Origin of the sequence: Fibrisoma montanum, from assembly GCF_003583365.1 — a bacterium.
Taxonomy (GTDB): domain Bacteria; phylum Bacteroidota; class Bacteroidia; order Cytophagales; family Spirosomataceae; genus Fibrisoma; species Fibrisoma montanum.
In genome coordinates, this window is sequence record NZ_QXED01000001.1 from 776331 (window position 1) to 797777 (window position 21447).

At 52.4% G+C, this 21447-nt stretch carries 17 protein-coding genes; 10 read left to right on the forward strand and 7 right to left on the reverse strand.

Annotated features, from left to right (window positions below; all coding sequences use genetic code 11):
* The first annotated feature begins 101 nt into the window (after positions 1–101).
* From DYU11_RS03255 to DYU11_RS03270, 4 genes are all read left to right on the forward strand, one after another.
* Entirely contained in the window at positions 102–1541 is a 1440-nt protein-coding gene (locus tag DYU11_RS03255; protein ID WP_119666195.1) for a S41 family peptidase, read from the forward strand.
* A gap of 83 nt (positions 1542–1624) precedes the next feature.
* Complete coding sequence (locus DYU11_RS03260; RefSeq protein WP_119666196.1) at positions 1625–2548, forward strand: hypothetical protein; 924 nt, start codon at positions 1625–1627, stop codon at positions 2546–2548.
* A gap of 55 nt (positions 2549–2603) precedes the next feature.
* Positions 2604–4487 carry an ABC-F family ATP-binding cassette domain-containing protein gene (locus tag DYU11_RS03265; RefSeq protein ID WP_119666197.1) on the forward strand — a complete coding sequence of 628 codons (1884 nt, stop codon included), beginning with the start codon at positions 2604–2606 and terminating at the stop codon, positions 4485–4487.
* An 87-nt stretch (positions 4488–4574) separates the two neighbouring features.
* Entirely contained in the window at positions 4575–5228 is a 654-nt protein-coding gene (locus DYU11_RS03270) for a DedA family protein (protein WP_119666198.1), read from the forward strand.
* Between the two features lie 92 nt (positions 5229–5320).
* Here the strand turns inward: DYU11_RS03270 and DYU11_RS03275 are convergent, their stop codons facing one another.
* From DYU11_RS03275 to DYU11_RS03295, 5 genes are all read right to left on the reverse strand, one after another.
* Positions 5321–6058 (reverse strand): T9SS type B sorting domain-containing protein, encoded by a 738-nt coding sequence (locus DYU11_RS03275; protein ID WP_158600208.1) that lies wholly within the window; start codon positions 6056–6058, stop codon positions 5321–5323.
* Positions 6059–6793: 735 nt separating this feature from the next.
* Positions 6794–9229 (reverse strand): 3-hydroxyacyl-CoA dehydrogenase/enoyl-CoA hydratase family protein, encoded by a 2436-nt coding sequence (locus DYU11_RS03280; protein WP_119666200.1) that lies wholly within the window; start codon positions 9227–9229, stop codon positions 6794–6796.
* 69 nt (positions 9230–9298) lie between these two features.
* Positions 9299–9910 carry a DUF6036 family nucleotidyltransferase gene (locus DYU11_RS03285; protein WP_229365679.1) on the reverse strand — a complete coding sequence of 204 codons (612 nt, stop codon included), beginning with the start codon at positions 9908–9910 and terminating at the stop codon, positions 9299–9301.
* Between the two features lie 12 nt (positions 9911–9922).
* Complete coding sequence (locus DYU11_RS03290; protein WP_119666201.1) at positions 9923–10393, reverse strand: MarR family winged helix-turn-helix transcriptional regulator; 471 nt, start codon at positions 10391–10393, stop codon at positions 9923–9925.
* 146 nt (positions 10394–10539) lie between these two features.
* The gene (locus tag DYU11_RS03295; protein ID WP_119666202.1) at positions 10540–11784 is read right to left on the reverse strand and encodes a TlpA family protein disulfide reductase; all 1245 of its coding nucleotides are present in this window, start codon (positions 11782–11784) and stop codon (positions 10540–10542) included.
* A 53-nt stretch (positions 11785–11837) separates the two neighbouring features.
* Here DYU11_RS03295 and rsmH point away from each other — a divergent pair, with 53 nt between their 5' ends.
* From rsmH to brxC, 5 genes are all read left to right on the forward strand, one after another.
* The gene (gene rsmH, locus DYU11_RS03300; protein ID WP_119666203.1) at positions 11838–12743 is read left to right on the forward strand and encodes a 16S rRNA (cytosine(1402)-N(4))-methyltransferase RsmH; all 906 of its coding nucleotides are present in this window, start codon (positions 11838–11840) and stop codon (positions 12741–12743) included.
* Between the two features lie 101 nt (positions 12744–12844).
* Positions 12845–14386, forward strand: coding sequence for a YifB family Mg chelatase-like AAA ATPase (locus DYU11_RS03305; protein ID WP_119666204.1), 1542 nt, complete (start codon positions 12845–12847; stop codon positions 14384–14386).
* A gap of 136 nt (positions 14387–14522) precedes the next feature.
* Positions 14523–15221 (forward strand): hypothetical protein, encoded by a 699-nt coding sequence (locus DYU11_RS03310; protein WP_119666205.1) that lies wholly within the window; start codon positions 14523–14525, stop codon positions 15219–15221.
* Positions 15205–15747 carry a BREX protein BrxB domain-containing protein gene (locus tag DYU11_RS03315; protein ID WP_119666206.1) on the forward strand — a complete coding sequence of 181 codons (543 nt, stop codon included), beginning with the start codon at positions 15205–15207 and terminating at the stop codon, positions 15745–15747. Before DYU11_RS03310 ends, DYU11_RS03315 begins: the two co-directional genes overlap by 17 nt.
* A 32-nt stretch (positions 15748–15779) precedes the next feature.
* On the forward strand, positions 15780–19211 hold the full coding sequence (brxC, locus tag DYU11_RS03320; protein ID WP_119666207.1) for a BREX system P-loop protein BrxC: 3432 nt from the start codon (positions 15780–15782) through the stop codon (positions 19209–19211).
* Between the two features lie 82 nt (positions 19212–19293).
* On the opposite strand, the gene DYU11_RS03325 is transcribed toward brxC, so the two are convergent.
* Together DYU11_RS03325 and DYU11_RS03330 are read right to left on the reverse strand one after the other, a co-directional pair.
* On the reverse strand, positions 19294–20073 hold the full coding sequence (locus tag DYU11_RS03325; RefSeq protein WP_119666208.1) for a nucleotidyl transferase AbiEii/AbiGii toxin family protein: 780 nt from the start codon (positions 20071–20073) through the stop codon (positions 19294–19296).
* A complete protein-coding gene (locus DYU11_RS03330; protein ID WP_119666209.1) occupies positions 20066–20713 on the reverse strand; it encodes a type IV toxin-antitoxin system AbiEi family antitoxin domain-containing protein in 648 nt (215 codons plus the stop codon). Before DYU11_RS03330 ends, DYU11_RS03325 begins: the two co-directional genes overlap by 8 nt.
* Before the next feature lie 184 nt (positions 20714–20897).
* Between DYU11_RS03330 and DYU11_RS03335 the strand changes: the two genes are divergently transcribed.
* Complete coding sequence (locus DYU11_RS03335; RefSeq protein ID WP_119666210.1) at positions 20898–21266, forward strand: endonuclease domain-containing protein; 369 nt, start codon at positions 20898–20900, stop codon at positions 21264–21266.
* Positions 21267–21447: the final 181 nt, after the last annotated feature.

Here is a 21447-nt window from a genome sequence, read left to right on the forward strand (position 1 = left end):
TCATGTCCCCCTCAATCCCTTCAGCCGTCTGTACCCACGGGGTAAACATGACTCGTCCGACTTATTCTTTAACGCTGAATACAGCCTAACTAATCTCAACGATGAGAACCTATTCATTTTTCCGCCAAACCACCTGCCTGGCTCTGCTGACTACCGTACTGGGGGTGTCGGCCTGCCGCAAAGAAGCCGATGTTGTTCCGGACGATACCACCACTGCAGCCGAGAACAGGGTCGTCAACGACTGGATTCTGGAGAACATGCAGGATTTGTATTACTGGAACGATAAAATTCCGGCCAATCCCGACAAAACAGTGTCGCCCGACACGTTTTTCGAGTCCATCCTGTACGGCTACGATGCGGTAGCGCGGCCCGACGGCGACCGGTTTTCCTGGATTGAGGAAAGCGCCGACGACCTGAGCGCCAGCCTGAGCGGAGAAACCAGGACCACCGGCATGGAATTTACGCTGTATCGACGCGCTCAGAATTCCAACGACGTGATTGCGCAGGTGGTTTACGTTCTGCCCGGTTCGCCGGCGGCCAACGCCGGCATGAAGCGCGGGGACATCATTTCTAAAGTGAATGGCCAGACGTTGACTACCACCAACTACGTATCCTTGCTGTTCGGCAACCTAACTACCTATACGTTCGGGCTGGCTACAGTGAGCAGTCAATCGCTGGTAGATTCGGACCAGACCCGGACCGTTACGGCCACTACGTTCCAGGAAGACCCGGTGTTTCTGGACTCCGTCTACACGGTTGGCGGCAAGACCGTTGGCTATCTGGTCTATAACCAGTTCAACCCGGCTCCAAACGGCAGCAACGGCACCGAGTACGATCAGAAAGTCGACGCCATCTTCAGCGAATTTAAAGCGAAGGGCGTTACCGAACTGGTGCTCGACCTGCGCTACAATCCGGGAGGTTACACCTCGTCGTCTGTCAATCTGGCCAGTCTGATTGGCCGCGGCATCGACGCCAGCAAGGTGTATTTCCGCGAAGAATGGAACAAAACCCTGACGCCTTATCTGCAAAAGGAGTATGGCGACTCATTCTTCGTCCAGAACTTCGTCAACAAGTCGCAGAACATCGGGGCTAATCTACAGCGGGTATTTGTACTCACAACGGACCATACGGCTTCAGCCAGCGAGCTGATTATTAACGGTTTGCGACCTTTTATGACCGTTACGACCATTGGCACTGCAACCTATGGCAAGAATGTGGGGTCTATTACGGTGACCGACGAATCAGGCAAAATCAAGTGGGGTATGCAGCCCATCGTCTTCAAATCGTTCAACAGCCTTGGCCAGTCCGATTATGCCAGCGGATTCCAACCGAATGTTGAAGTAGAAGAACCTTTGTCGCTGCTTCCGCTTGGCGACACCCGCGAGGCACTGCTGAACGAAGCGCTGTTTCAGATAACGGGTAGCCGTCTGGCCCGTCGATCGGCCCCCGAAAACAATCCGTTGCCTGGAATTGGCTCGTCCATCGAGCGGAAAATTAACGGAAGTGGAATGTTTAAGCAATTTAAAATGAACAAATTATAGGCAAATTTGTAAAGTAAATGTAAGTTGCATTCCGTAAGAGAACGGGGAAGTTAGGTATTGAATCTCATTCGCTGTGCGTACGTATGAAAACACTTCTAACTACCTTTTTTATTGCTGTTGGTGTTGTTTCGGGGCTGGCCCAATCCATCACCGACTATTATCGGCTGCCGGCCGAGCGTACTAACCTGGGGCGCTCTACCATCGAACGGACCCTGGCCCGCTACGGCAGTATGTACACCCGGGAGCGCTGGTACGTATCGGGCGAAGGATTCGTTCGTACGGACATCAACCAGCTCGACGGAACATTCAACGGCTTGATTGGTACGGAAACGACCGTCAAAACCGGCTGGGGTGCCATGCTCGGCTGGATTAGCCGCGAACGGTGGGCCATTGAAGGAGGTTACGCACGGTCACCAATACACAGCAGCCTGTCAATCCAGAACGGCCTCGCTCCGCTGGTTTTCCGGTATCCTAATGATAAACACGGGGTCGTCTTCCGAACAAAATATAAACTTCCGATCGGGAAACAATCAATGAACCGGTCGGGACTCTGGCTTGGCGCCGGACTATGGCTCATACCAAACTCCGGCGATGCCCTCGAACGAGTATCCCTCGTTGGCTACCGGGGTGGTTACCGGATGTATGGCCGCGATCAGATCGATACGCTCCGGTTGCTCAGCAATACCCGCATCAGCCCCAACCTGAGCGGACTCGCCGAAGCGTCGGCCGAATACACGCTCCAGCTCGGCGGTCGGACTGAACTCAGCCTGTTTGGCCGCAAAAACTGGGGGCTGGGCAATTCCATCCGGACCGATGTTGCCTACCGCGTCAACGGCGGGGCCGTGCAAAATGCTACGCTGCGCGGTAATGGCAACGGCTGGACGTTCGGGATCGCCCTCCGGTTCAGCTACGCCATGCGCTACGACCTCCGACGCATGCCGAGCATCTATAACCTCCGTGGCAACGGCGAACTACGCGGGCGCAACGACGTCCGTTCCCTTAATTGAGCTAATTACCCATCACGAACGGAAAGGAATTCGTAATTTTCGGCGTTAGAAGATTATGAATTACCTTTCAGCAGAAAACCTCTCCAAAGCATACGGCGACCGCGTCCTGTTCCGTAACCTGACCTTCGGGTTGAACCGGGGCGATAAGGTAGCCATTGTTGGGGCTAACGGCTCCGGCAAAACAACCCTACTGTCTATTCTGGCCGGCGCTACCCCGCCCGACGACGGCCTCGTCAGTCACCGCAAAGACATTACCATTGGCTATCTGGACCAGCAACCCGACCTCAACGAAGCCCTGACGGTTATGGAGGTGGTGCTGGCCGGTGAAAGCGCCCAGCTTGACGCGGTGCGGGCCTACGAAAAAGCCCTGCTCCACGACGACCCGGCTGCGCTCGAACGCGCCATGAGCGAAATGGAAAAGCTCGAAGCCTGGGACTACGAAGCGCAGATTCGGCAGATTCTGGGCGAACTGGGTATTCAGGACGTTGAGCAGCCCGTGGCCACGCTATCCGGTGGCCAGCGCAAGCGGGTAGCCCTGGCGCGGGTGCTGATCCAGAACCCTGATCTGCTCATTCTCGATGAGCCGACCAACCACCTTGATCTGGAGGCCATTGAATACCTCGAAACCTTCCTGAACACTAACAACGGTACGTTGCTGATGGTCTCCCACGACCGTTATTTCCTGGACCGGGTCTGTAATCAGATCGCCGAAATGGACAACGGGCAGCTTTATACCTACAAGGGTAACTACGCGTATTTTCTCGAAAAGAAGGATGAACGCGAAGCCGCTGCAGCCTCCGAACTGGACAAGAACCGGAATACGCTCCAGCGCGAACTGGAATGGATGCGACGGCAACCCAAAGCCCGGGGTACGAAGGCGCAGTACCGAGTCGACGCTTTTCACGAATTGCAGGAAAAAACGACTGGTCGGCGTTCCGACGGTGAGCTGGATCTGAACCTGCGGACGTCGCGACTGGGCAGCAAGATTCTGGAGGTCGAGAACCTCAGCAAGCGGTTTGGCGAGAAAGTGCTGCTGGATCACTTCACCTACACGTTCAAGCGACTCGACCGGGTTGGTCTGATCGGCAAAAACGGCATGGGCAAAACCACGCTGCTCAACATGCTGACCGGTCAGCTGCGTCCGGATTCGGGAAAGATCACGACCGGCGGCACGGTGAAGTTCGGCTATTACACCCAGAGTGAACTGAACCTCCCCGAAAATCAGCGCGTGATCGATGTTGTGCAGGACGTAGCGGAGGTGATGAAACTCGCCACCGGCGAGACCGTAACGGCCAGCCAGTTGCTGCATCACTTCCTGTTCAACCGCCAGAAGCAGTACGACTACGTATCGAAGTTAAGCGGAGGAGAGAAACGGCGGCTTCAGTTGCTGCTCGTCCTGGTGCAGAACCCTAATTTCCTGATTCTCGACGAGCCGACCAACGACCTTGATATTACGACGCTGAACGTACTGGAAGAGTTTTTGCTGAATTTCCCTGGCTGTGTGATGATCGTAACGCACGACCGGTACTTTATGGACCGGCTGGTCGAACACGTGTTTGTGCTGGAAGGCGAAGGCCAGGTGCGGGACTACCCGGGCAACTACACCGACTACCGCGAATGGCGGGATAGCCAGCCCAAACATCCGGACAGGAATACCGGAGTTGTAAAGAACCAAAATCCGGAGCCATCAGTTACGAAGGTGCCGGCCGCTGCACCAACGGAAAGCAGGAAACGCCTGTCGTTCAAGGAACAGCGCGAGTACGAAACGCTCGAAAAAGAAATTGAAGCCCTCGAGCAACGGAAAGCCGGCGTATTGGATCAGCTCAACGCGGGTGGACACCACGAGCAACTGACGGCCTGGGCACGGGAGATTGACGAAATTGATCAACTCATTGCTCAGAAGTCGGATCGGTGGCTTGAGCTGGCTGAGTACATTTAATTGACGAGTGCTTGAATGATCGAATGATTGATTTCCTACGACTCAGCCATTCAGTTATTCAGTGACTCAATCATTCAATCCTCTACCATGGACCAGATCATTGATTTTATTCAGTACCTGCTCAATTCCGAGGAAATTATCCGAACGGGTGGACTGGTGTTGGTGACGCTGATCATCTTCATTGAGAACGGCTTTTTCTTCGGTTTTTTTCTGCCGGGCGATTATCTGCTGTTCCTGTCGGGGGTGTTTGCGGGCACCAAAATGCTGAACGTACCGCTGTGGCTGCTGCTAACCTGCATCTTCGGTGCGGCCGTTTTGGGTTCATTGACCGGTTATCTGACGGGGCACTATTTCGGTGGCCGCATTCAGAACCGGCCGGATGGCTTATTTTTCAAGAAAAAGTACATCGAGAGTACACGGCAGGCGTTTGCCCGCTACGGTAACTGGGCGCTGATCGTAGCCCGGTTTTTGCCGATCGTACGCACATTTGCTCCGCTTCTGGCCGGTCTGATTCACATGAATTTCCGGTATTTTCTGCTCTATAACGTAATAGGTGGTGCTATCTGGGTTTTCTCGTTAGTTGGTGGCGGCTATTATTTCGGCGAGAAGTTTCCGTGGATTGTTGACTACGTCCACTACATCATCTTCTTTTTTCTTGGCATTACCACGTTCACGGTAGTTCGTGGCTACCTGAACGCCCGCCGGGATTTGGAAGCCGAACAGAAGGCTGAGAAGGTCTGACCTGGTACTTGTCAAACCAAAACAGGCAACCGATGACCCACCAGGGTATCGGTTGCCTGTTTTTTTAAAGGGCAGTGTCTACTGACTACCCATTACCGAATAAGTACAACCTGACCGGCCTTATGAAGGGCAGGACGGGTTGGCTCCATGGCGGATTTGTACCGTAGCAGGTACGCATAAACACCCGAGTCGCAGGGAGCGCCCTTGTAGGTACCATCCCATCGCTTTGCCAGATCGGTCGTATAAAAAATAACGCTGCCCCAGCGGTTGTAAGTCAGCCATTCAACGTCACTGACCCCTTCGTGAAAGAGTTTCAGTTCGTCGTTCTGACCATCCCCATTGGGCGAAAAAGCGTCGGGCACAGCGATGCGAGGCTGGCGGTACTTATTCACCGTGAACTGCTGCGTAATCGTACAGCCGTCCGGATTGGTGATCAGCACCTGATACGTACCCGGTACGCTAATGATCTGGGCCGACTGATTGCCCTCACCGGGCAACCATAAAAAGTTGAGATCGGCTTGCTGAGGCTCAACGGCCAGGGTTATCGGGCCTTCATTCAGACAATACAGGTTGTCGGCCGGAAACCGAACTTTCGGCAACGACAGCCGGCTCAACTGTACCGTATCGCGGGCGCTACAGACCCCGTTGGTAATTTCAAGACTATAGCGACCGGGCTGGCTGACGGTTATTTGGGGTGTGGTAGCTCCTGTCGACCACCGATAGTCCAACCCGCTGCCGTCTGGATTCACGGTTGACGTAAAGGTCACCTCCCTGACGTCAGGACAGACAGCCCGGTCATTCCCCAGTGCGAGCGTTAAAGCAGGTTTCACCTCAACGTAAAAGCTGTCCTTCGTCACTAGGGTACAGTAGCCACGCGTTTGTACCGTATACCATTGGCTCCGGGCTGGCCGGGCAACTGGATTACGTACGCCCGGGTTGTCAACTCCGGACGCTGGAGACCAGATGTATCGGTTATCGGCAGACGGCCTGCTCAGTAACTGAACAGATTCACCCTGACACACCTGATAGGTCGTCTTTTCAACGATATTCAAAGTTAAACAAACCGTTTGTCGGCAAAAGTACAAACCCGTAGATGCCGTAAACCCCACCAAACTTGAGAACTTCCCTTAAAAACGTCATTGACTAAGTCAATTGACACATTGATACGTTCCTCACAATCAACCAATACTTTTAAACGGCGATCTTGTGCCTCCCAGGATGATACGCTGCCCCAGAGCACTCCAGGTAGATAATAAGCAGCATACGAACAGAACGAGTGTACAGTGTCTCAAAGGAAAGCAGGTGGGTTAGTGCAGACCGAACAGGTCCATTAACTAATAGTAATATTAACGTATTGGCCGCTAATTGTAAATAAGTCATTGACCCAAAATAGTAGACAAATTTTTTCAAAGCGATTAATCTATCATTACCAACAACTTTCTCAACAACAGGCATTTACGTCAAACCGACACGCATACAAAGCCGAAAGCCCCGCCGAGAACACTCAGCGGGGCTTTCAAACTAATGCAGGCAGTAGCCTTCTGAAATTATCGTCCTGGCGTATGCTAGTTTCGTACGGGTTTCCCGCCAGCGAGCAGGCTTTGAATCCGCTCCAGCGTCTTCTTCTCGCCCGACAATGACAGGAAGGCTTCGCGCTCCAGGTCCAGCAGATACTGTTCCGATACCATCTGGGGGGCGCTCAGGTCACCGCCACAAATGACGTACGCCAGCTTATCGGCAATCTTCATATCATGCTCGGAAATGTAGCGTCCCATGCGCATGGCCGTCAGCCCGGCTTTGAACAACGCAATACCGGTTTTACCCTGCACCTTAATATCCGTACGAGGCTTCGGCTGAACGTAGCCATTGTCGGCCAGTTCCATAGCGGCCTGTTTGGCTTCGGCCAATAGCCGGCTGCGGTTCAGGACAATCTGATCGCCCGCACGCAGGTAGTTCATATCACGCGCTTCCTGCGCCGAGGTCGACACCTTCGCCGTAGCAATGTTCATGTAAATGTTCTGAAGGATGTTCAGCTCCGGGTCGCCGGTCTGGTACAGATCCGACGCGCGGGCCGCCATTTCCTTCGTGCCGCCACCGGCCGGAATCAAACCAACGCCCACCTCAACCAGTCCCATGTACGTTTCGGCGTGTGCCACAACGCGATCGGCGTGCAGGACAGCTTCGCAGCCGCCACCCAGCGTCAGGGTGTGCGGAGCTACAACCACGGGAATCGATGAGTACCGGATACGCCGGATTACCTGCTGGAACTGGGCAATCATCAGGTTGATCTCGTCGAACTCCTGCTCAACCGCCAGCATGAACAACGTACCCAGGTTTGCCCCCGCCGAGAACGCTTCCGACGAATCGTTGCCCATAACCAGCCCGCGGAAATCTTTCTCGGCAATGCTGATCGCTTTGTTGATGCCTTCCATCACCTCCAAACCGAAGGTGTTCATTTTGCTGCGGAACTCAATGTTCAGAATCCCATCGCCCAGATCGTACAGGTAGATGCCTGCGTTCTTCCAGACTACGTTATTCGGGATATTTTCGAGAATAATGAATTCTTCGGTTCCCGGAACCGGCTTGTAGCTTTTCGTTTGAATGTCGTAGTACAGCCGCTTGCCGCCTTCAACCTTGTAAAAGGCCTCATAGCCGGCATCCAGCATATCGTAGACCCACTGAGCGGGTTTCTGCCCCAGCGACTCAATCAGCTCCACGCCTTTGCGAACGCCAATGGCATCCCAGGTTTCGAAAAGGCCCAGCTGCCAGCCGAAGCCGGTCGTAATGGCCGCGTCGATTCGGTACAGTTCGTCGGAAATCTCGGGGATGCGATTCGTTGCGTACCGGAAACCATCGGCAAACGTCCGGCGGTAGAACTCACCAGCTTTATCCTGACCGGCCAGCAGCACCGGGAACCGTTTACGCAGGTTTTCGATGGCCTTCGTGCTTTCCAGCGTCGCGAAGCGGACCTTCTGCGACGGCTTGTATTCATACGTTTTCAGATCGAGTGCCAGAATGACCGTCTGCCCGTTCTCGTCCTTGGTTTTCTTGTAATACCCCTGCCCCGTTTTGTCGCCGAGCCATTTGTTCTCCATCAGCTTCTGCATGGATGCCGTCAGTTGGAACGACTCCCGCGACTCGTCGTGCTCCATCTTGACGAGGTTATTGGCGACGTTGACGGTTGTATCCAGGCCCACTACGTCCGACAGCCGGAACGTACCTGATTTCGGCCGACCCACTACCGGACCGGTCAGTTTATCGACTTCCTCAACAGTCAGGCCCAGGTCTTCGGCTACCCGGATCGTCTGCACCAGCGACTGAATACCCAGGCGGTTGGCAATAAAACCGGGCGTGTCTTTACACAATACAGTGGTTTTTCCCAGAAACAGATCGCCATACTTCATCAGGAAATCGATCACGGCCGGGTCCGTATCGGGTCCCGGAATGATTTCGAGCAGGCGCAGGTAACGGGGTGGGTTAAAGAAGTGCGTACCGCAGAAATGCCGCCGGAAGTCGTCGCTACGTCCTTCAGCCAGCAGATGCATGGGAATTCCGGACGTATTGGACGTAATAAGCGTACCAGCCTTGCGGAACTGTTCAACCCGTTCATACAACGACCGTTTGACGTCCAGCCGCTCCACCACGGCCTCAATAATCCAGTCGTAGGTGGCAATGTCTTTTAGATTATCGTCGAAATTACCCAGCTTCACCCGCTCGGCAAACTTGGCGTTATATAACGAAGCCGGCGTAGCTTTGAGGGTGTTCTGCCACGCATCATTGACGAGCCGGTTTCGCACGGCGGGTTTATCGAGTGTCAACCCTTTGGCTTCTTCAGCGGGCGTCAGTTGCTGCGGTACAATGTCCAGCAGCAGGACTTCAAGACCAATGTTGGCGAAATGAGCCGCAATCCGCGAGCCCATGATTCCTGATCCCAGCACGGCCACGCGCCGAATGCTGCGGTTCTTTAAGGCGGTTTTTGGTTGTTCTAAGGTTGCTTCCATACGTTAACAGTAAGGACGGAATACAGATGCCGCGGCTAAGATGCACACACCTGATAGTGGTGGTCCGTGTCAATCCATCTTATCCGGATCAAGTGCGTTCCTATTAATAGTTGCTACTTTTAGTAGTTCTTCAACATCGGCCAAATCTTTCGGCCGACCGGTTGCTTTTTTTTCAATAATAAGGTCATTCAAATGAATAACCTTAAACGGTACACCATCAAACGAAGCGTCAAGGGCACGGTTGTAGCAGGCATCAAAGTCCACCTCACTGAATGCTTTCATAGCATAACCCATGTCGAGGGTAAAGCCATAACGGCCAACCTGTACCGAAGTCCAGCCAAATAAAAGTGGTACATCTTTTAAATAAGTGGCTCCGGCTACTTCGTTTTCAAGCAATGCGGTAATCAGGTTGTCTTTATTTTGCTGACCGATCTGAACCCACACATCCATATCGTGCGTCGTTCGGTTATGACCATGCACTATCCCCGCCATACCACCCACGAGCAAATACCTTACGTTATGCTTGTAAAGGCTACCTAACAACTGCTGAACGTCTTCCCCGTTAATATCCATCAGTTTCGGCGGGTTGTTAGGGTTGGCTCGGTAAAGCTTGGCCGCTATCACCATCAGATGAAAGAAACTTTTTAGCCGTTCTGTACTCTGGTCTTCGGTGATAAGCATACGTGTAGTGGCTTACTCCAGTGTCAGCTCTTCAGTTTCGTTGGCTTTCAGTTTGGCGTTTTCTTCCTCGACCAGCCGGTTTATGTCTTTGATAACGTCAAAAAACAAGACCAGCTTTTCAAGGGGAATTTTCTCCCGGATCAGGTTATTAAACTGAATAACGCCTTCCCGGGCGATTTCTCGCTTCGTCTTGCCCTCGTCGGTCAGATAAATTCGGACGAACCGCTTGTCACTCTCATCGATTTCGCGCCGGATCCAGCCCCGCTCCTCCAGGCTTTTCAGCATCCGTACCAGACTGCGGGGCTCCATACCCAGCAGCGGTCCGATTTTAGTAGCGGGCGTACCATCTTCCAGATCGATATTGAGCAGCACGTAGCCAATCGCCATCGTCATGTCGTAGCGGGCTGCGTAGGCATTGTACATACGCGAAATGGCATGCCAGCTCCATTTTATGTGAAAATCAACGGTTTTCTCTTTTTTCATAGTGATGTCGCACTCCCCTTCCAATGTGTAAATCTACAATTTTTTGGAGATATTATGCAAGCATACTATTATAAACAATGAGCGCCCGGACCAATAAATAACCCAGGCGTTCGTCAGGAAAAAATAACTGATAACTGAAGTATGCGTCAGGATTCCGACAGCAGTTTATCGATCAGCCGGTTGAATTCCTCAACGTACTGATCATAATATTTCCCCGTTCCGGGGCCGGAAAAGCCCGTATGGATATGCCGAACCTGCCCTTTCTTGTCCACGAACAGGGTCGTTGGGAAAGCGACCACCCGGTTTAGTGCCGGTAAAGCTTTTGAGGCTTCGGCTTTATCGTTTGTTCCGGCCAGCACAACGGGGTACTCGATGCTGAATCGCTGCTTCATCCGCTCGATTTTCGGGCCTGACTCATTCATGTCGGCCGTTTTTTCAAACGCCAGCCCTACCACTTCGACGCCCCTCGACCGATTCCGCTTGTACCACGGACTCAGAAACAGGGTTTCGTCCATGCAGTTCGGGCACCACGTTCCCAAAATCTGGATCACCGTTACTTTATCCTTAAAGCGGAGGTCGTTCAGCGACACGGGCTTGCCGTTAGGCTCCGGAAACGAAAACGCAAACGTCTGTCCGGGCCGGACGTATGTCAGTCCAGCCGGATCGGGCAGTTCGGCTTTGGGATCGAACCGGGCAACCCACGGCTCGTAGCCGGTGAAGCCGGACCAGAACCCGCCGGCCAGCGTGTTGTTGGCGGGGTTGTGTTTCGCTTTGAACAGAAACGCGTGCGTACCATCAAAGCAGGACAGAAACAGGCTATCGCCCACGACGTCGCCGGCCAGGTAGCGATAGTCGCCGGTGGGGGTCAGGAACGTACCCGTCACGCGGCTCCCCTGCTGCCCGAACACACCAACGGCGTTGACCGTATCCACGGTCCCTTTAGCCTTCCCAAACTCCGTGGCCCATTTGCCGGTTAACGAGGTAGTACCGGCTGGTTTCCCGTTCTCGGCCGAGAATCGGTACGTAACTCCGTAGCGGGCTTCGAACGGCATCGTCTGATACTGTTTGGCTGTCCGGCGACGACGCCAGACACCACGCAGCACATCGCCGTCGGGTTTTGCCACCAGTTCCGACTCGAACAGCGCCATGGGAATATGCAGCGAATCGCCTTCGACCGTAGCGGGGTCCATTTTGAGCCGTTCGGTACCGTTCAGGGCGAAAACCGTGTACGTCTGGCCGGCCGATTGGATATCAAGACCAAACGGTAAGTCTCCACCCCGGGTTTTTAATACGGCGCGGTAAACGCCTGGTTTAATAGGGGTAGTTGGTTGGCCAAACAGCAAAGAGCATGAAAACAGTAGTGAAGCCGTTAGAGCGAAGCGCTTTTTCATACGGTAAAGAAAAGATATGTTTGTAACGACCGCAACGAACGGTTAGTTTCTTCATGACTGATTATCACCAACCTGTTTTATTACACGAATGCATTGACGGCCTGGCCCTGCAGCCCGGCGGTACGTATGTCGACGTAACTTTCGGTGGCGGTGGCCACAGCCGCGAAATTTTACGACGACTGGAAGGGGGGCGGCTCTTTGCCTTCGATCAGGACGCCGACGCCAAAGCAAACGCCCAGGCGCTCAATGACTCACGACTCACGTTCATTGCCTCGAATTTCCGAAATCTTAAACGGTATCTACGGCTCTACAAAGCCGATGGCATCGACGGCATTCTGGCCGATCTGGGCATTTCGTCGCACCAGATCGATACGCCCGAACGTGGCTTTTCGACCCGCTTCGACGCCGACCTCGACATGCGTATGAACCAGCAGGCCGACCGCACGGCACGCGAGGTCGTGAATGAGTATTCGGAGGCAGAACTGCACCGCATTCTGGGCATGTATGGCGAGATTACGAACGCCCGCACGGCCGCGTCGGCCCTCGTTTCGGCCCGATCAAACCGCAGTATCAATACAGTAAATGAACTGAAAGCGGCCCTGCAGCGCTACGCCCCGCGGGGTAAAGAAAATAAGTACTTTGCGCAGGTGTTTCAGGCGTTACGCATTGAGGTAAACGATGAGTTAAAAGCGCTCGAAGAGTTTCTGGAACAGGTGCCGGACGTCCTGAAGCCGGGCGGCCGGCTGGTCGTGCTGTCGTACCACTCGCTGGAGGACCGGCTGGTCAAAAATTTTATCAACAAAGGCAAGTTTCAGGGTGACGTTGAAAAAGACCTGTTCGGCAATGAGATCAAACCGCTGCAGTCGGTGACGCGTAAACCAATCGAAGCCTCGCCCGACGAAATCAGCCGGAATCCACGGGCACGGAGCGCCAAACTTCGTATTGCCGAAAAGATTTAATTTCGTTTAAAAGCCGACCGGAGCGAGTTCGTCGGCTTTTTTATTGGTCACCCTTTCCGTAGTTTTGACACCTACCACCGTCTATTTTATCCCGTTTTAGTATGCTAGCCAAAACATTCGGCGCGGCCGTTTATGGCGTCAACGCGACGATTATTACCATTGAAGTAGCCGTTGGGCAGGGCCTGCGGTTTTTCATGGTAGGCCTCCCCGATAGTGCCGTTAAGGAAAGTGAGCAGCGCGTTGAAGCGTCGCTCAAGTTTTTTGGCTATCGAATGCCCCGGCAGAAAGTCGTGGTCAACCTCGCCCCGGCCGATATCCGTAAAGAAGGTACCGCCTATGATTTGCCCATCGCGCTCTGCGTGCTGCAATCGTCGGAGCAGATGAATCCCGAACGCAGTCTCGAAGAATACGTCATCATGGGCGAACTTTCGCTCGACGGGCGGCTGCGGCCTATCAAAGGCGTATTGCCTATTGCCATTGAAGCGCGGAAACAGGGATTTAAAGGATTCGTGCTGCCGATCGAAAACGCCCAGGAAGCGGCCATTGTCAATCAACTGGACATCATCGGGGTCGAAACCATGCAGGACGCCGTCGAGTTCTTTGAAGGCAAGAAAAACATTGAGCCTCTGGTCAGCGATACGCGGGATATTTTCATGAGTCAGCTCAACAGCTACGAAGCCGACTTTTCGCATGTGCAGGGCCAGGAAAACATCAAGCGGGCTATGGAAATTGCGGCTGCCGGCGGACACAATGTCATCATGATTGGCCCGCCGGGTGCCGGCAAAACCATGCTGGCGAAGCGGTTGCCGAGTATTCTGCCACCGCTGACCCTGCAGGAGGCCCTCGAAACAACCAAGATCCATTCCGTAGCCGGGAAACTCGGCACCCGCGCTACACTGATTTCAACGCGACCCTACCGGGCTCCGCACCATACCATCAGCGATACGGCCCTGGTCGGTGGGGGCAGCTTCCCGCAACCGGGCGAAATCTCACTGGCGCACAACGGCGTACTGTTTCTGGACGAATTACCGGAGTTTAAACGAACGGCCCTCGAAGTCATGCGCCAGCCGCTGGAAGACCGCCGGGTCAGCATTTCCCGGGCCAAGTGGGCGGTTGAGTTTCCGGCTAACTTCATGCTCATCGCCAGCATGAATCCCTGTCCCTGCGGCTACTACAACCACCCCGAAAAAGAATGCGTGTGTGGACCGGGGGTTGTCCAGCGCTACCTGAATAAAATCAGCGGTCCCCTGCTCGATCGCATCGATCTGCACGTCGAGGTAACGCCGGTATCGTTCGACCAGATGACCGCCAACCGCCCCGCCGAAAGCAGCCAGGCCATCCGTGAGCGGGTGATGCGGGCACGCGACGTACAGACCAAGCGGTTCGAGGGTCATACCGGCATTTACTCCAACGCCATGATGCCGTCGCAAATGGTGAAAGAACTTTGCACCATCAGCGATGCCGGACGGATGCTGCTTAAAACGGCCATGGAACGGCTTGGCTTATCGGCCCGGGCTTATGACCGTATCCTTAAAGTGTCGCGTACCATCGCCGACCTGGCCGGCACGGAGGAGATTCGCATCGAGCACCTCGCCGAAGCGATTCAGTACCGGAGCCTGGATCGGGAGAACTGGGCCGGATGAAAATGGCCCTTACTATAATTCTTACACTTTTTGCTGGGTGGAATGTTGCATTACCTTAGAAAGAGATTCAATTTTGCTTTTTTGTGGAATGATTATATCTACTAAGCCTACTACCATCCATACGGCCCGAACGTTAATGACTGCCGAACTGGCACAGGTTATGGACCATACTGATAGCAATAAAAACTTTGCGCTTGCTATTGAACATAACGTAGCCGGCAAACGTACGCAGGCAAATAGACAGCGTTCATATATAGCCCTTAGGAAGCTTTATCGATTTGACACGGCTTATTTGCCCTTCGCTGCACTATTTTATTTTTGGAAATTAACTGAGCCACAATTCCGGCCTAAGTTAGCCTTCCTATATGCACTGGGACATGATTATCTGTTGAGCGAAAGCTTCTCTGTTATAACTAACACCCCTCTGGGAGCTAGTCTGTCAGTGACTCAATTCCAAAGTAGTTTAGCCAACCATCACCCAAATCAATTTTCTGAAGTTACTCAATATTCCATCGCTAAAAACTTAGCCAGTTCATATAAGCAGGTAGGTTACCTTGTTGGAAAAGTTAAGGCCATGCGAATCCCATTTCAGTCAACTTTGCCAGTAGTGACATTTGCTTTCTTAATGGCTTACATAAACGGAGATCGTGGTGAGTATTTGCTAGGCAGTATTTGGGTAAAAGCTCTGGAGCAGGACGCTGATACGTTGCACCATTTTTTAGTTCAGGCTAGTCATAAAGGATGGTTAACTTATCAGCGAGCAGGAAGCGTTATGTCTATATCTTTCGAGTCACTAATACAAGAAATTACAGCAGGTAATGGCCACCAAGATTGATGCATTGTTGGCTACATTTGAGAATGCGCTTTGCGAACCATGGCCTACCTTATTATCAGGTAGCGAACGAATCTGGTTTTTGGTGTTTGACCCAGCCGAACTGAGACGGGTTGAGTTACGTATGGGGGATTTTGAAGCGGCTGCTCGTAGAGCTAACCGCCGTTGGATACCTGTATCACTTAAGCCCTTTTTTCCGGAATGGATGACCGCTCATGAATACCGTGAAGGCTATTTTGAATCACCAGAGGATCTGATTGATCAATTAGAGGCCGATTTCAAACCCTATGTTGTTCAACGATTGACTGAAGCTATTCAGCAAGCGCAGCCAGACAATCATACACTCATAGTCCTACAGGATGTGTCGGCTCTGTTTGGTTTGATACCGTTATCTGACGTACTGAGGAGTGTAACAACGGGGATACAGGGACGAATGCTCGTCTTCTTTCCCGGCGAGTATCAACACAATCAATATAGGCTCTTAGACGCCCGTGATGGCTGGAATTATCTGGCCAGACCGATTCTTTAGTCCACACTACTTTTTTACAAAACCACATTTTCATGCAAAACCAGGACCTTTTTGTTCTGAACCCCACCACCAATAACTTATTAAATGACGGTGTTGTCGAAATTGGCAGCAGTCGTGATACTGCCGGTCAACGCGTGATCCGACATGAACTTCATACGTTTGTCTGTGAAGGTGAATACCAGCGGGGTATCCACCGCATTTTGGATACGTACCTTAAATACCTTGACCAACCCAAGCAACCCGCTGTATGGGTAAGTGGTTTCTTCGGTAGTGGTAAATCGCATCTAGTGAAGATGTTGGGGTTTTTATGGGAAAACTTCCGCTTCGATAACGGGGATACGGCCCGTACTATTAAAGCTTTACCGACCGACATCAACGATTTGCTCACCGAACTTGATCGAAAGCAAACCCTCTATGGTCGGCTGGCAGTATCGGGTACGCTAAAGGATTTTCCGTCACCCGACATCCGCTACTCGTTTCTACAATTGTTTCTTGGAGCCCTGGGCTTACCTACGCAATACCACCTTTTTAAATTTGTTTATTGGGCCAAACAGGAAGGAATTTATGATGCGTTGAAAGCGCGAGTGGAAGCTGAAGGGAAAAACTTTCAGCGCGAGTACGAAAACCTGTTTGTCTCAACAGTGTTAGCTAAAGCTATTCTGGAGATCAAATCAGACTTTGCAACCAGTGAAGCGCAGGTAAAAGAATACTTTAAGCTCAATTTCAAAAGGGTCGAAAGTGTAAACCGGGATGAATTACTTCGAACAATTCGTGACGAAGCATTACCGCTAAAATTTGGCAATAAAATTCCCTGTACAATACTTGTACTCGATGAAGTGCAGCAGTTTATTGACCGCGACGGCGGCAAAGCCATCGACGTGCAGAATCTCGCCCAGGACCTTTGCAGCCAGTTCGATGGGCGTTTCCTATTGATCGGCACCGGGCAGAATGCTCTTTCCGAAACGCCTTTTCTACAACCCCTTCAGGATCGCTTTTCGGTGAAGGTGTCCCTGTCGGACCAGGACGTTGAAACGGTAACCCGTAAAACAGTCTTACAAAAGAAACCATCAGTACTATCCGAATTGAATCAGGTACTCGACGGAGCCTCTGGCGAGATTGCTCAAAACCTATCAGGTACAGACTTTGGGTATCGTACGGAGGATCAAATTACGCTGGCTGCCGACTATCCAATTCTGCCGTCAACCCGTAAGTTTTGGAAACGGGTGTTACAGGTGATTGATACGGCCGGTACGTCGGGTCAACTGCGTTCGCAACTTCGCATTATTGATGAGAGCGTCAAGACTGTAGCTAACCAGCCGCTGGGTTGCGTAGTGCCTGCTGACTTTGTGTTCGAACAGAAACAACAGCAGTTGCTCCAAAATGCCTTACTCCTCAACGAAACCAATAACCTCATTCTTGAACGAAAGGCTAAAGGGGGCGATGCGTTATTGGAGGGACGCATTTTAAGTACCGTCTTTCTAATTGATCGCCTACCCCAGGATAGCACAGGGGGGCGGGTACGCTCCGACGAGAATACCATTGCCGATCTGCTACTGACCGATATTACACAGCCTTCAGCCCAGTTTCGCCAACAGGTAAAAGCACTGATCGCCAAATTAGTGGATGAGAAAGTGCTGATGCCCATCGGGTCAGAGTTTAAACTACAGACAAAGATTGGAGCCGAATGGGAACAGGAGTTTACGAAGCAAGCCACTAAGCTGGGCAACTCTGGCGACGATCGTATTCAACAGTTCCGACGCGACCGCTTTACCCAATTCTTCAAAGAAGGTACCAAAGCTATCAACATTCTCCAGGGTATTTCGCGGGAAAAACGCGATTTCACTATCCACACCGGCTCAGACCGACCTGCCACCACAACTCAGCTGAACGTATGGGTACGTGATGGCTGGTTTGAGAATGAAGCAACCGTGCTGAATGAAATCCGAGCCGAGGGTTCTGAGGCTCCACTGGCTTACGTCTATGTGCGGAAGCAGCGTGATACCGATCTCCGTACGGAAATCATAAAATTTTTAGCAGCACAAGATACCATTGACAGCAAGGGTATCCCAACAACGCCCGAGGGAGAACAGGCTCGCCATAGTATGGAGACTCGTAAAGCCACGGCCAGCCAGGCTATAGCCGAACTAGTTAACACCATCGGACGAGACGCGTTGGTTTATCTGGCCGGGGGCAATGAAATAAACCGGGGCAATCTACGTGACAATGTGGAAGAAGCCTTGAATGCGCTCGCAGACCGTCAGTTTCCGGACTTTAAAGCCAAAGCTGATTATAAAGACTGGGGAAAGGCTCTCACTAAAGCACTAGGTGGCGACCCAGATGCGCTTAAGCAAACCGGCTACGATAAAGACCCCAAAGATCACCCCGTGGCCAAGGATTTACTGAACTTCATAGGCACCGGTTCGCAAACGGGTCGCGACATTCGGAATCAGTTTGAAAAAGCTCCCTACGGCTGGAGCCGCGACGCCATTGATGCCATGACGGTGATCCTCGAAAACGCTGACCTGATTTCAACCCCTGAACAGTCGCTCACACAAGCTAAACTTGGTGCAGCTGTATTCAAGCGCGAAGTGCATACGCTCACGGCGACTCAGAAAATCAAACTGCGTAAGCTTTATCAGGAGGCCGGCTTGACCATAAAGCCAAATGAGGAGTTTGCCGGATCGAATGCGCTTTTCCAGGCGCTACGTCAGTTGGCCGACCGCGTGGGCGGTGACTCGCCCCAGCCTGAACCGTTGTCGCTGAACGACCTCAAAGCCCTTGAAAACCTCGATGGCAATGAGCGGCTCCTTCAACTGGTGGAGCAAGCCGATACACTTAGGGCCAACTTCACCACCTGGACCAAGCAGGCTGCCATGGTGGCCGATCGGCTCCCCCACTGGCAGATGCTCACCAATCTGCTGGCTGTGGCTCCGCAGTCGGCAGACTATGCTCCCATTCGGCAGGAGGCTGATGCCATTCGTACCGACCGGCTATTGTTGGCCGAACCCGATTTAGTTACCCCCCTACTAAACCGGCTCTGCGATATACTTAAAACAGCACTCAACAACGCCAAGCAGCGCTTCAACGACCGCTTCGACGCCGAGATGGATACGTTGCAAAACAATTCCTATTTCAAAGGACTTACACCCGAACAAAAGCATCAGATTCTGGTGAAGCACAACATTGTGGCGAAGCCTGAGATCAAGCTGCTGGATACGGCCAGTTTGTTAGGACAGTTGCAGAAAGTGTCGCTCGATGCGTGGCAAACTAAACTAACCGCTTTACCTAATCAGTTTCAGTCAGCCGTTGATGACGCCGTGGCACTGGCAGCTCCCAAGGCTCGGTCGTACACGCTCCCCAAGCGGACGCTTAGCAGCCAGGCCGACATTGATGCCTATCTTACAGAACTGAAAGCTGACCTGGAAGCCGCCCTGGCGGGTAGCTCAGCCGTCATTCTGCGGTAAGATTTTCATTCAGCGTCCTCCGTTGAAGCACCAGTAGGCTTTCCCTCTGAGGCTTCGGCGGAGGACGCTGGATTGTACACGTTCACAACCGAACCTGCCGTATGTACTGTTCAAACAAGGCTACCCGGCGCTCGTCGGCTGCGTTGAACAGGAACGGGCGCACATCGGCGGCCATAGCCTGCATGTCAATCGTTCGACAGTGATCGAGCAACCGGCTACGCAGGGCTTCAGCGTTATCAATCTGGAGTTTCTGTTGCAGATAATCGTAGTTCGGCTTGATACCCTTACCCAGCAAGAAAACAGCATCGTAAAAGTCCCGCCCTTTGTTACGAACCCGGTTCAGAATGGCGTAAAATTTTTGCGCCAGTAACAGATCAACCGGTGTCGTATTGATTTGCGTGAACACGTCAAAACGGTTAAGCAGGTACGGCTCAGGTGTAAACGCAAAGTACTGTGGTTCAGTATCTAACTGGATCAAAATCTTCTCCTCGCGGTAGCCGCTTAGTCCCTGCTGAAACAGCAAAGCCGGAAATTTGACGTGGCAGTGGTAAGCCCCCTTCATTACCAGGCGCATTTCTACCTCGTACCCCTCCAGCCGCAGCCCATTTTCGATAACGCTGGCCAGTCCGGTAAAATCAGTTTCGTTGATGCCCGTATTGTCAAAATCCAGGTCTTCCGAAAAGCGCTGGTTGCCGTGTACAATCCGCAGGCAGGTCCCGCCCAAAAATACGAGCCGGTCGGCATAGTCACTGTCGTAAATCAGTTGCAGAAGTTTGTACTGCAGGTATTCGCGGAGGATAAACCGGCTAAACGGTTGCAGCGACAACGGATATTGCGTTATGATCTGGCTGAAGTCAAGCATAGTGGTCAATGTACTGACGAAAAACAGCAATGCGGTGCGACAATTGCTTTCCTCCAACCAGATCTGTGTATGTCTGCAAGCGCTGGCGGTTAAGCTGATGGCGTAATTGACTGGTATTTAACCGGGTGGCCGCGAAATCATCGACCGTCCTCAGGTGAGGATTCAGGTAACAGTAGTCAAGAATAGTTTTCTCTACGTTGGCCATCAGCACCGGCCGATCGGGCAGGCTACCCGCTGCTGCGGTTGCTGCTGTTCGCATAACCTGATAGCCAAAGAAAAAGGCTGGCTTTACGTGCCGGTACAGAAAAGTACCTACCGGCGTGGTGAAGGTCTGCGTTTTGCGCGAACTGATAGACGTGAATACGTAGACGCCTTCGGGAATGAGGCCGTAAAACGATAAGGCTGTCTCAAGCGAAAGATAAGAGGGTTGATAGATTCGATTGGCCGTCCACCACAGTGTTTCCTCCGCCAGAGTAGTCGTTCGAAACATATACCATTGGTTCACTATGCGCTGTATGTAGCCTTTCTGTTGCCACTCAACTAGCCGCCGGGTGTCAAACCGGGGAAACCGTTTTCGCACGTCCTGCACCGAAAACAACCCTTGCTGCCCTACGTTTTGTTGAAATAATACATAATTCATTTCTAAAAATAATTAAAAATAACAATTCTAAGAAATGAATAATGTTTGCCTGGTATTCACCCCGATGCTTAATGCGTATTTTTAATTCCCCGTCGCTCCCCCCGCCCTAAAGGGGGGTAACCCATGAATTGATTCGTAACGTTAACCAATTAGCTTCGTCATAAAACCTACAATCTCCTCCCCTATGGCCAGCGATATGTTTTATGGTGCGTCGCCCCAACTCTTTGTCTACGCTAAGCAACTACGGGAAGCCATGACACCCGCCGAACTTACTCTGTGGGAACGGCTACGGCTGAATCGGCTCCACGGCTTTCGCTTCAAAGCTCAACATCCAATCAGCAATTTTGTGGCTGACTTCTATTGCCACGCAGCCCGGTTGGTGATTGAACTGGACGGCAGTGTGCACGACTCGCCCGACCAGCAAGAGTATGACGCCAATCGAACCTTTATCATCGAAGAATTGGGTATCCGGGTCATCCGTTTTCGCAATGAAGATGTATTTGACAATATGGAAGCCGCACTGGCCACAATAACCAATTATTTACCACTGTAACGCGATAACCTGCCCACCCCGCCGACGCGTCGGACCGCCTGAAGGGGGTCAAAGGCCCCCCGCCCTAAAGGGAGCCTGCTGGCGCACGGACAGCTTACCAGCGACATAGATGCAGATAGTGCCATGACGATGGCAACGATGCGTCGGCCCAACTCGGGCGCCAGCAGGCTCCCTTCAGGGC